Raw genomic sequence first — 10,306 nt, 5'->3', positions numbered from 1 at the left:
GGGCCAGCCCGAGGAGACGGTGCGGACGGCCTGGACGGGCGCGCCGACCGGCGCCTCGCTCACCCGGGCCGCGCGCACCGGCGCGGCGGCCGGGGCGACGGCCTGGTCCAGGCGCAGCACGAAGTTGACGTAGTCCAGCGGCTTGCCCGGCCAGTGGCAGTCGTTGCTGGTGAGCAGCCGGCTGCGCAGGCCGTCGTGCTCGGTGACCGGCCCGGGGGTGGTGCGCAGGTTCGGCTGCCAGCTGCGGCCCCACAGGTGGTGTTCCAGGGACAGCGTCCAGCTCTCCTCGTCCACGTCGATCGCGGCGCCGACCCGGCCGGGCAGCACCCGCAGCCCGTACGCGCCGCGGACGACCACCCGCTGGTCGAAGTCGGCGCTCCTGCCGACCACGGTGATCCGCCACGCGCCGTGGAACCTGAGCATGCCTGCCTCCTGACGCCGTGGCGCCCGCTCCGGCAGAGGGCGCCCCGTCCACGTCTACGGCCCCGCACCGGCGCGCGGCTCAACCGGTGAGCCGGCCGCTCGGCGAGCCCGGCGCGCGACCCGGCGCGCCCGGCCGCCGGCTCAGCCGGTGAGCCAGCCCGCCTGGGCGGCCCGGACCCCGGCCTGGAAGCGGCTGCGGGCGTCGAGGCGTTCCATCAGGTCGGTGGCGATGCGGCGGGCGGTCCTGGGCGAGACGCCCAGGCGCTTGGCGATGGCGTCGTCGGTGTGGCCGTCCGCGAGCAGGGTGATGGCGGCCTGTTCCTGGGCGCTGAGCCCGTGCTCGTTGAGGCGGGTGGTGGTGCCGAGCGGCTGCGCGTCCGCCCAGACGGTCTCGAACAGCGCGCACAGCGCGGCCAGCATGCCCTGCCCGGTGAGCACGACGGCGCCGGTGGCGGTGCTGTCACTGAGGATCGGGATGACGGCGGTGGCGCGGTCGACGACGATCATGCGGGTCGGCAGTGCGGCCACGGTGCGGACCTGGCCGCCGTGGGAGACGAGCCAGTTCACGTACTCCACGGTGTGCGGGCTGTTGCGGATGCTGTCCAGGTAGACGGTGCGCATCCGGATGCCGCGTTCCAGCAGGTCGAGGTCGAGGGGCTTGGCCGCCTCGATGTTCTCGGGCTTCTGGCCGCCGTCCGGGGCGAAGGTCATGACCTCCTCGCGCACCTCCCGGGTGAGCGTGGTGAGCCGGTCGCGGATCTGGTCGAGGCCGGTCAGCTGCTCGACGCCGGGCTGGTCGGAGGCCGGGCGCAGGTCGGCGTACTCGGCGATGAGCTGGGCGGCGGCGGCCCTGGAGGCCTCGATGCGCGACTGCTGGGCCGCGAGTTCGGCCTGCTGGCGGGCCATCAGGATCTCCATCCCGACCTCGGGGGAGACGGCGCGCAGCTCGCCCGCGCGGTCCGCGGACGGGCGCAGCAGCGCCAGCTCGCTGAGCGTGTCCAGGGCCTGCCTGACCTGCTGCTCCGGCAGGGCGAGGCGCACGCCGAGAGCGGCCACCCCCTCCTGCGGGTGCGCGAGCATCGTCCGGTAGACCGTTTCCGAGACCTTGTCCAGCCCCAGTGCCGTCAGCATTTCCCCACCCCCGTGATGAACCGGTGTTCGATCCGCGCGCGATCATTTCACAACCCTCCGGGCGTGACCATCGCCGTGGTGGACGGTTCAGGCCTGGGCCGGTACGGTCCTCGCCCTTTCCTATGTGCCGAACGCCCTTGCGCGGCAAGCTCGTTGCATGTACCTCGTCCACACCGCGCTGCGCCCCGATTCGCCGGGCCTCGCGCTGCCCCCCGACGCCCGTGAGCTGCTGCTGGCCGCCGCCCTTCCCGGGGACCGGGTCGAGCACCTGGTCGTCCATCCGGAGGCGTTCCCGGATCCGGTGCTCGGGGTGTACCTCGTCGCCGACTCCCTCGCCGAGGCGGAGGGCCGGGCGGCCGTGTTCTGCGGTCGGGTGCTGGCGGCCGTGCCCGGGTTCGCGGGCTGGAGGGCGGCGGGGTCGGGCGTGCCGCTCGTCGCGGCGTTCTACGAGCGGCTGCTGTCCGGCACCGCCGGCGCGGACGGTGTGGCCGGCGCGGATGGTGTGGCCGGCGCGGATGGTGTGGCCGGTGTGGACGGTGTGGCCGGTGTGGACGGTGTGGCCGGTGTGGACGGTGTGGACGGTTCCGCCGCCCCGGCCGACCCCGCCCGTGAGGCCGGTTCCGCCGGCCCTGGCCGGAACGGTCCAGGGGCGCTTCCGTCCACCTGAATCCCCTTCCACGGGCCGTGACCAGCGACGAAGCTAGTTGATGTCGGCAGGGAACACCGCCGGCGACAGACCGGAGAGAGCGTCACCGCGGGACGCGAACACCGGAACAGCCCCGAGCCCGTCACATCCGAGAAGGAGACACCGTCATGCTTCGTTCCGTCCCAGCCAAGGCCGCCGCGGTCGCCGCCCTCGCCCTCGCCGCCCTGGTCCCCGCCGTCGCCGCCCAGGCCTCCCCCGCCCAGCCGGCGGGCGTCGTCCTGGCCGAGGCCGCCGAACCGGCCGTCGCCACCGTCGCCACCACGATCACCCCCGGCCCGTCCGACAACATGATCTGGGGCTGATCCCCGGGCCGCGGGCGCCCACCGATCGGCTGCTCCTGCAGGGCAGCCGCCCGGCCCGGCCGGACCGTCCCGCCGCGCACCGCTCACGGTGCTCCGGGACCGCCGGCCCCTCGGTCCGCGACGCCCCGAACGCTTCACGACGACGCACCGCTGACGGCGCGCGGCCGATGACGCCCCGCCGTCGCCCCCCTCGACTTCTCACACCCTCGGACACCTCGGGAGATATGTCATGTCCAAGACCAGTCTTCGCCGTGCCGCCGCGCTGACCACCGCCGCCGCGGTCCTGCCGCTCAGCCTCGCCCTGGGCGCCTCCACTGCCTCCGCCAGCGTCGGCACCTCCATCGCCGCCACCGCCAAGGCCAACGTGGGCAAGAACGCCTGTTCGGTCAACAGCGCGGGCGGCAACTACTTCTACAGCAGCTGCACCGGCGCCGTCGGCGGCACCCCCGAGAACTGGTGCGCGGACTTCGCCATGTGGGTCTGGAAGCAGAACGGCGTGGATGTGCGCGGCCTGAGCCCGTGGGCCGGCGACTTCGGCCGCTACAACGGCGGGCTGCACAAGACTCCGCAGGTCGGCGACGCGGTCCTGTACGACTACAGCGGCGGCTACGCGGCGCACGTGGCGATCGTGACGGCCGTCGGCAACGGCACGATCACCACCATCGGCGGCAACGAGGGCGGTACCAGCGGCAACTGGGCCGCCACCTCCAGGGTCAAGGAAGTGACCCACAGCTCCGCCATCGGCTACAGCTGGGGCGGCCAGCGCCTCAGCGGCTACGTGTCGCCGATCGGCGGCACCGACTCCGGCAGCCCCGCCGCCCCCGCCCCGACCCCGCCCGCGCCGAACCACGTGTACGACAACGTCCGCTTCGCCAACGGAAACTGGCAGGGCGCCGCCCTCGCCGACGCCGGTGCGGACGTCTCCCAGGTCGTCACCGCGGCGCTGCCCAACGGCGACCTGCACGTCGTCACCCTCAGCAACGGCAAGGTGTACGACAACGTCCGCTTCGCCAACGGCAACTGGCAGGGCGCCGCCCTCGCCGACGGCGCCGGCACCATCTCCTCGATCGCGGCCGTCGGCATGCCCAACGGCGACATGCACCTGGAGACCGTGGTCAACGGCAACGTGTACGACAACGTCCGCTTCGCCAACGGTTCCTGGCAGGGCGCGGCCCTCGCCGACGCCGCCGGCACCATCACCCAGGCGGGGGTCGCCGCGATGCCCAACGGCGACCTGCACCTGGTCACCCTGGCCAACGGTGTCGTGTACGACAACGTCCGCTTCGCCAGTGGCGCCTGGCAGGGCGCCGCGGTCGCCGACGCCGGCGGCAAGGTGGCCTCGATCTCGGTGGCCGGCATGCCGAACGGCGACATGCACCTGGCGACCGTGGGCGAGCGCAACGTGTACGACAACGTCCGCTTCGCCAACGGCAACTGGCAGGGCGCCGCCCTCGCCGACGCCGGCGGCGCGGTCGGCCAGGCCGCGATCACCGCGATGCCCAACGGCGACCTGCACCTGGTCACCCTGAGCAACGGCAACGTGTACGACAACGTCCGCTTCGCCAGTGGCGCCTGGCAGGGCGCGGCCGTGGCGGACGCCGGTGGCAAGGTGAACGCCATCGCCGCGACCGGGATGCCCAACGGCGACATGCACCTGAACACCCTCGCCAACTGACCCTCCTCCCCCCCTGATCAGCCGCTCTGCACCACACAGCCGTCCGCTCCCGCCGGGGAGCGGGCGGCTGCCCTCGTTCGCCCCCGCCCAAGCCCGTCAGCGCTGGGCGGCGGCCAGGGAGCGGAGCTGGACGTGGACGGCGGCCGGTTCGGTGCCGGTGAGCGCCGCGATCTCGGCGGCCGGCAGGTCGAGGACCAGGTGCAGCAGCAGGACGTCCTGCTGGGTGGCGGTGAGGTGGGCGACCGGCCCGAACGGCCGGGGCCCGGCCAGGATACGGACCCGGCGGCGCACCGCCTGCCAGGCGCAGGCCGTCGGGCTGGCGGTGGACAGGGCGTCGAGCCAGTGGCCGCCGAGTTCCTCGAAGGCGTCGTGGACGGCCAGTCGGGCGTCGGCGGGCGGCAGGAGCAGTTCGGCGTAGTCCAGGTAGTGGCGCTGGTGGAGGTCGCGCAGCGCCCGCAGGCCCAGCGCGGGCCCGGGGTCGGCCGGGCGGCGGGATGGTGTCGGCATGGTGGTGTCCCGAGGTGGCGCGGGTGGGTGCTGGTCCGCGGCCGGGGCGCGGGTCGCGCACCCCGGCCGAGGACCCGGTCACACGAGGACCGACGGGTTGTCGTCGGTGCCGTCGCGGCCCGCCGCGGCGGGATGGCCGGGGCTCTCGTCCCGGTCGGCGGCCCGGCTGTTGCGCAGGGTCACCCACAGGCGGAACAGGATGTCCGTCGAGGCGCCCGCGCTGGAGGACTGCATGGCCCGGGCGAACTCGCTCTGGTACGTACGCGAGTTGACCGGGACCGGGGTGCGGGAGTTGTTCGTCCGCTCCCAGGCCGCCGCCCACTGGGCGCGGCGGGCCTCCTTGACCCCGCAGACCTCCATGTAGGCGAGGAACACGGGCTTGCGCAGCGGGGCTTCGCCCTTGAGGACCAGGGACAGGGTGCTGGAGGGCAGGCGTTCGCCCCGCTCGCGGGCCCGGCGGTCCAGTTCCCTCAGGGAGGGCCAGTCGGCCTTGCGGCGCATCTCGTGCATCGCCCGGCGCAGGTCGGCGAAGGAGTCGACCTGCTGGGGGTCGACCCGGCGGGGTGCGCGCAGCAGCCGCCGGCTCCCCGAGGGGCGGGGGACGTGGGACCAGTAGTTGGCCTGGGCCCACTTGCGCCGGATGGTCTTGAGGTCGCCGCCGCATTCGCGGGTGACGGCCTCCACGACCTTCCAGCTCGGCACGGAGCGGCCGTCGGCGGCCCGTTGCAGGGTGGTGGGGTGGTAGTTGGTCCGAGCGGCGAGCTGACGGTACGTCAACCCGGCCTGCTCGCGCTGATTCCGCAGCAGGATGGCCAGCCGGGCGAGCGCCGGCTCGGTCACCTCGATCGGATTCTCTTGGCGTCCCATCGCAGGCAGGCGTTCTTCCTAGGCCTGCCCCCGTCGCAGCCTCGCGGCCAACAGGCAGCCGCCCGTGGCCAGTTCGATCGCCGCCCCGGCCGACATGCCCGTTGCCACCAGGACGGCGGCCAGCACGACCACGACGACGACCACGGCCGTCTCACCGGTCGCGAACGGCCCGTACGGGTACGGGCGCAGCGGTACGGGGTCCGCCGTCGCGCAGCGGGTGCGGGTTCGGGTGCGGATGCGCTTCTTCCGGTTCCTCGTCATCGAGGAGGCCTCCATATCACTGTCCACTCCAACTGACGGGCACTTGTGCGGTTGGCGTCGCACTGTGTGCCCGGTGGCATCACACTCTGTCAGGCGTATGGGTGAATCCCAATCGGTTCGGTGAACATCGCGCAGATTGATGCGCCACTGTCCCGGTCTCCGCCCGCAATTCTGTGAACGCCCTATCAGAAACACACAGTTCAACGAACTGAAACCGAATTTTGATGCGCCTTTGTGCAGCATGCCCTTGTGAGCCGTCCTGGCTGGATGTGACGATTTGGAGCGGCGTTCATCCGGACCCGCGGGTCCGGAACCCGGGGGCGCTGTTCACTCCAACAACTCGGGAACATCGGCAGCGGGCCGTGTTGGCGCATGGGTCCGCCCGAACAGCAGAGACCGCCCGGCCCTGGTGGCCCGAGCGGTCTCTCTGTATTTCCCGGCACCGTCCGGTGCCCCGCGTTCGGCGGACGGCGGGTCACCCGCCCGCCGGGGCGGGGGCGAGGGCGGGGCGGGGTGCCGTGGCCGGGGTGTGCAGTGCCGGGTAGTCGGTGTAGCCGTCGGCTCCGCCCGTGTACATCAGGCCGCGGTCGCGCACCTGGTTGACCGGGGCGCCGGTGCGCAGCCGGTGGACGAGGTCCGGGTTGGCGAGGAACGGGCGGCCCAGCGCGATCAGGTCGGCGCCCGCGGCGAGCAGCCCCTCGGCGGCGGCCCTGCCACCGTCCTCGGGCAGCGGGCCGCCCCAGCCCAGCACCGGGTTGGCGATGAGGGTGCCGGGCCAGGCCGCGCGCAGCTCGCGGAACAGCGCCTGGCCGGGGTCGGCGAACACGACGTGCAGGTAGGCCGGGCCGGTCCCGGCGAGGGCGGCGACCAGTTCCGGGTAGATCGCCTCGGTGTCGCCCTCGGCCATGGCGTTCGCGGTGACGCCGGGGGCGATCCGGACGCCGACCCGCTCGGCGCCGATCGCGTCGGCGACGGCGCGCACGACCTCGCCGGTGAACCGGATGCGGTGGGCGACCGGTCCGCCGTAGGCGTCGGTGCGCCGGTTGGTGTCCTGGCCGAGGAACTGGTGGAGCAGGTAGCCGTTCGCGGAGTGCACCTCGACTCCGGCGAAGCCGGCGGCCACCGCGTTGCGGGCGGCGTTCGCGAAGTCCTCGACGGTGGCGCGGATGTCGTCGGCCGTCATCTCGCGCGGCACCACCGCAGGACGCGGACCGGACGGGGTGTGCACCGGGCCGGGGAACGGCACCGGGGAGGGGGCGACGGGGTGCAGGCCGCTGGTCTCCGGGTGGCCGATCCGGCCGCCGTGCTGGAGTTGCAGGAACATCCGTCCGCCGGCGGCGCGCACGGTGTCGGTGACCGTCCGCCAGCCCTCGACGTGCGCGTCCCGGTGGATGGCCGGGATGTTCGGGTACGTCGCGCCGACCCGGTTCGGGGTGGTGGCCTCGGCGATGATCAGCCCGGCGCCGGCCCGCTGGGCGTAGTACTCGGCCATGACCGGCAGCGGGGTGCCGTCGGCGGCGGCCCGGTTGCGGGTCATGGGGGCCATCACCAGGCGGTTCGGCAGGTCGAGCGGGCCGAGCCGGGCGGGCTCGAACAGGTCGCGGGCGGCGGGGGCGGCGGGGGCGGCGGGGGCGGCGGGGGCGGGGTTCTCGGTCATGACAGGGTCCCTTCCGGGCACGGGGACGGGTACGGGGCTTCGGAGTTCGCGAGGCGGAGGGGGCGGCGGGGCGGGGCCTCAGGCGGCTTCAGGCCGCGGTGCCCCGGTCGGCCGGGAAGCCGTGGGAGCGGGCCGCGAGCACCACGGCGAGGACGGGGACGAGCAGGACGAGCGCGCTCCAGGCGAACGCTCCCGCGCCGAACAGGTCGAACAGCAGCCCGCCGAGCAGTCCCCCGAAGGCCATCGCCGCGTTCCAGAGGGTGACCAGCGCGGCCTGCACGGCGTCGGCCGCGTCCCCGGCCACGTCGCCCGCGGCGGTCTGGAGCAGGGTCGGCACGCCGCCCCAGCCCAGGCCCCACAGCGCGGCCGCGGCGTAGACGGCGGGGGTGCTGTCGGTCCCCAGCACGAGGCCGGTCGCGGCGACGGCGACGAGCAGCGTGGCGGCCACCGTCAGGACCCGCAGCCTGCGGTGGATGAGCGCGCCCACCAGCCAGATGGAGAGCAGCGAGGCGCCGCCGAAGACCAGCAGCACGGTGCCGGTGGAGTCGCCGAGGCCGAGGTCGTCGAGGAGCGTGGCGATGTAGGTGTAGAGGACGGTGTGCGCCAGGACGAACAGGAGGGTGACGGTCAGCACCGGCCGCACCCCTGGCCTGCGCAGCGCGACCCGTACGGGCGTACCGGCGGAGTGCTCCCGGCCGGGCTGGTCGGGCACGAAGGCGGCGATCCAGGCGAGCAGCAGCAGGGTCAGGCCGGTCATGGCCAGGAACGCGGTCTGCCAGTTCACGGCGTCTCCCAGGAACGTCCCGGCCGGGACGCCGAGCGACAGCGCGAGGGGGATGCCGGCCATCGCCACCGCGACGGCCCTGCCCTCCAGGTGCGGCGGTGCCAGCCGCCGGGCGTAGCCGGCGAGCAGCGCCCACGCGAGGCCGGCGGCGACGCCCGCGACGAACCGGGCCGCCATGGTCAGCGGGTACGCCGACGACACGGCGGTGACGGTGTTGGCGGCGGCGAACCCGGCCATCGAGACGAGCAGCAGGCGCTTGCGCGACCAGCGGGCGGTGGCCACGGCGAGCGGGATCGCGGTGAGCGCGGTGCCGAGGGCGTAGACGGTCACGGTCTGCCCGGCCGCCGACTCGCCGACGCCCAGGTCGGCGCTCATCGCGGGCAGGAGTCCGGCGGGCAGCGTCTCGGTGAGGCTGGTGATGAAGACGGCGGTGGCCAGGGCGAGCAGTGCGGGCAGCGGGAGGCGGCCGGGGCCCGGGGGCGGCGCCTTGCGGGGCGCTGTCTTGCGGGGTGTCCCGGGTGATTCGGCGGGTGCGGTGGCGGGCATGACGGGTCGTCCTGTTCGTGGGTGTGGTGTGGGTGTGCCGATGTGGGTGTGGCCGGGGGTGTGGTGCGGCGGTGGGGGTGCCGCTCAGTGGCGGGGCGCGGAGCCCGGCCGGGCGGTGGCGCAGCCGAGGCCGCCGTCGACGGCGAGCACGGTGCCGGTGGTGAAGGTGGCGTCGGCGGCCAGGAAGAGCGCGGTGCGGGCCACGTCGTCGACGGATCCGCGGCGCCCGAGCGGCGGTGCGGCGTCTTGCCGGGGGCCCCGGGCAACGCCGTCGGCGGGTGTGCCGATGGCGCCCGGCGAGACGGCGTTGACGCGCACGCCGCGGTCGGCGAGTTCGACCGCGAGCACGTGGGAGAAAGCGTGCACGGCCGACGCCGTCATGGCGTGCACGCCCGCGTCCGGCATGCCGGGCCGGCAGGCGTCCGCCGCCACCGTGGTGAAGACGATGGCGCCGTCGTCGGCGACCAGCGGTGCCAGCGCCCGGACGGCGAGGTACGCGCCCTTCGTGGCGGCGGTGAACTGCCGGTCGTAGCGCTGTGTTTCGGACTCCGGCTGCGGCTCCGTCTCCGTCTGCTGCTGCGGCGGCTGCGGCTGCGGCTGCGGCTGCGGCTGCGCGGTGCCGGGCTCGGCGGCGACGAACAGCATGTCGACGGTGCCGAGGGTGCTCCGCGCCGCCCAGGCGAGCGCCGCGGCGTTCGCCTCGGCGGCGTCCCCGGCCGCCCCGGCACCCCCTGTGTCCCCTGCGTCCCCCGTGTCGCAGGCGACCAGGGTCGCCGCCGTACCCAGCCCGGCCGCCGCCTCCGCCGATCCGTGCGCCGCGCCGCCGGTCAGCAGCACGCGGGCGCCGCCTTCGACGAGGCGCTTGGCGATCGCGAGGCCGACCCCCGTGGTGCCACCGACGACGACCGCGTTCCGGCCCGTGTACTTCGGCATGGTCCGCTCCCTCCGATCGCTCGTGTCGTGTCGTGTCGCGTCGTTCTGCCGTTCTGCCGTTCTGCTGGCTTTCGACAGGAACGACTCTGGCCGGGAGCGCTTCGGGTCGGCTGACGATCCGCTGACGGTGCCCCGGAGCGGCTGACGGTCCCCTGCCGGTGCTCCGGGACACGCCGTGTAGCGTGCAGACATGCGTTTCGGGGTGCTGGGTCCGCTTGCGGTGTGGGACGCCGCGGGCGATCCGGTGAAGGTCCCCGAGGCGAAGGTCCGCACGCTGCTGGCCGCGCTCCTCGTCCGGGAGGGGCGGGTGGCCTCCGCGGACCTGCTGGTCGACGAGCTGTGGGGCGACGAACCGCCCGGCAATCCGGCCAACGCGCTCCAGGCCAAGGTGTCCCAGCTGCGCCGGGCGATCGGCCGCGACCGCGTGCTGCGCCAGGGCGCCGGCTACCGGCTGGCCCCCGCCGCGGCCGACGGCGGCGAGAGCGGCGAGGCGGGCGAGCCGGACGAGGTGGAC

Annotated in this window: 12 protein-coding genes; 4 read left to right on the top strand and 8 right to left on the bottom strand. The window is 74.5% G+C overall.

Annotation, left to right across the window (positions count from 1 at the left end; translation table 11 throughout):
* Window positions 1-423, bottom strand: a 423-nt coding sequence (locus BU198_RS29405) for a hypothetical protein (RefSeq protein WP_188299889.1), incomplete at its 3' end; no start/stop codon positions are given.
* Between the two features lie 141 nt (window positions 424-564).
* Entirely contained in the window at window positions 565-1,554 is a 990-nt protein-coding gene (locus BU198_RS29400; RefSeq protein ID WP_188299888.1) for a helix-turn-helix domain-containing protein, read from the bottom strand.
* A 157-nt stretch (window positions 1,555-1,711) separates the two neighbouring features.
* On the opposite strand from BU198_RS29400, the gene BU198_RS29395 reads away from it, so the two are divergent.
* The 3 genes from BU198_RS29395 to BU198_RS29385 all read left to right on the top strand — a co-directional run bounded on the left by BU198_RS29395 (window position 1,712) and on the right by BU198_RS29385 (window position 4,237).
* The gene (locus BU198_RS29395; RefSeq protein WP_188299887.1) at window positions 1,712-2,221 is read left to right on the top strand and encodes a hypothetical protein; all 510 of its coding nucleotides are present in this window, start codon (window positions 1,712-1,714) and stop codon (window positions 2,219-2,221) included.
* Window positions 2,222-2,367: 146 nt separating this feature from the next.
* The gene (locus BU198_RS29390; RefSeq protein WP_188299886.1) at window positions 2,368-2,562 is read left to right on the top strand and encodes a hypothetical protein; all 195 of its coding nucleotides are present in this window, start codon (window positions 2,368-2,370) and stop codon (window positions 2,560-2,562) included.
* A 229-nt stretch (window positions 2,563-2,791) separates the two neighbouring features.
* A complete protein-coding gene (locus BU198_RS29385; RefSeq protein ID WP_188299885.1) occupies window positions 2,792-4,237 on the top strand; it encodes a CHAP domain-containing protein in 1,446 nt (481 codons plus the stop codon).
* A gap of 96 nt (window positions 4,238-4,333) precedes the next feature.
* Here the strand turns inward: BU198_RS29385 and BU198_RS29380 are convergent, their stop codons facing one another.
* The 6 genes from BU198_RS29380 to BU198_RS29355 form a co-directional block, all read right to left on the bottom strand.
* Window positions 4,334-4,744, bottom strand: a complete 411-nt coding sequence (locus tag BU198_RS29380) for a sigma factor-like helix-turn-helix DNA-binding protein (protein ID WP_188299884.1) — start codon at window positions 4,742-4,744, stop codon at window positions 4,334-4,336.
* 78 nt (window positions 4,745-4,822) lie between these two features.
* Window positions 4,823-5,584, bottom strand: coding sequence for a helix-turn-helix domain-containing protein (locus tag BU198_RS29375; protein ID WP_188299883.1), 762 nt, complete (start codon window positions 5,582-5,584; stop codon window positions 4,823-4,825).
* 45 nt (window positions 5,585-5,629) lie between these two features.
* Complete coding sequence (locus BU198_RS29370) at window positions 5,630-5,872, bottom strand: hypothetical protein (protein WP_188299882.1); 243 nt, start codon at window positions 5,870-5,872, stop codon at window positions 5,630-5,632.
* Window positions 5,873-6,347: 475 nt separating this feature from the next.
* Window positions 6,348-7,529 (bottom strand): alkene reductase, encoded by a 1,182-nt coding sequence (locus tag BU198_RS29365; RefSeq protein WP_188299881.1) that lies wholly within the window; start codon window positions 7,527-7,529, stop codon window positions 6,348-6,350.
* Between the two features lie 88 nt (window positions 7,530-7,617).
* Window positions 7,618-8,859 carry an MFS transporter gene (locus tag BU198_RS29360; protein ID WP_188299880.1) on the bottom strand — a complete coding sequence of 414 codons (1,242 nt, stop codon included), beginning with the start codon at window positions 8,857-8,859 and terminating at the stop codon, window positions 7,618-7,620.
* An 84-nt stretch (window positions 8,860-8,943) separates the two neighbouring features.
* Entirely contained in the window at window positions 8,944-9,792 is an 849-nt protein-coding gene (locus tag BU198_RS29355) for an SDR family oxidoreductase (RefSeq protein ID WP_188299879.1), read from the bottom strand.
* 190 nt (window positions 9,793-9,982) lie between these two features.
* On the opposite strand from BU198_RS29355, the gene BU198_RS29350 reads away from it, so the two are divergent.
* A partial coding sequence (locus tag BU198_RS29350; RefSeq protein WP_188299878.1) for a helix-turn-helix domain-containing protein occupies window positions 9,983-10,306 on the top strand: 324 nt, incomplete at its 3' end.

The organism is Streptomyces sp. CBMA156, from assembly GCF_014596515.1.
GTDB lineage: Bacteria > Actinomycetota > Actinomycetes > Streptomycetales > Streptomycetaceae > Kitasatospora.
Note: the sequence above shows the minus strand (reverse complement) of the source record. Positions and strands in the feature narration are given on the sequence as shown.

Excerpts from the sequence above, each read along its gene's own strand:
- BU198_RS29400 (WP_188299888.1), bottom strand. The coding sequence starts at position 1,554 with ATGCTGACGGCACTGGGGCTGGACAAGGTCTCGGAAACGGTCTACCGG.
- BU198_RS29395 (WP_188299887.1), top strand. The coding sequence starts at position 1,712 with ATGTACCTCGTCCACACCGCGCTGCGCCCCGATTCGCCGGGCCTCGCG.
- BU198_RS29390 (WP_188299886.1), top strand. The coding sequence starts at position 2,368 with ATGCTTCGTTCCGTCCCAGCCAAGGCCGCCGCGGTCGCCGCCCTCGCC.
- BU198_RS29385 (WP_188299885.1), top strand. The coding sequence starts at position 2,792 with ATGTCCAAGACCAGTCTTCGCCGTGCCGCCGCGCTGACCACCGCCGCC.
- BU198_RS29380 (WP_188299884.1), bottom strand. The coding sequence starts at position 4,744 with ATGCCGACACCATCCCGCCGCCCGGCCGACCCCGGGCCCGCGCTGGGC.
- BU198_RS29370 (WP_188299882.1), bottom strand. The coding sequence starts at position 5,872 with ATGACGAGGAACCGGAAGAAGCGCATCCGCACCCGAACCCGCACCCGC.
- BU198_RS29365 (WP_188299881.1), bottom strand. The coding sequence starts at position 7,529 with ATGACCGAGAACCCCGCCCCCGCCGCCCCCGCCGCCCCCGCCGCCCCC.
- BU198_RS29360 (WP_188299880.1), bottom strand. The coding sequence starts at position 8,859 with ATGCCCGCCACCGCACCCGCCGAATCACCCGGGACACCCCGCAAGACA.
- BU198_RS29355 (WP_188299879.1), bottom strand. The coding sequence starts at position 9,792 with ATGCCGAAGTACACGGGCCGGAACGCGGTCGTCGTCGGTGGCACCACG.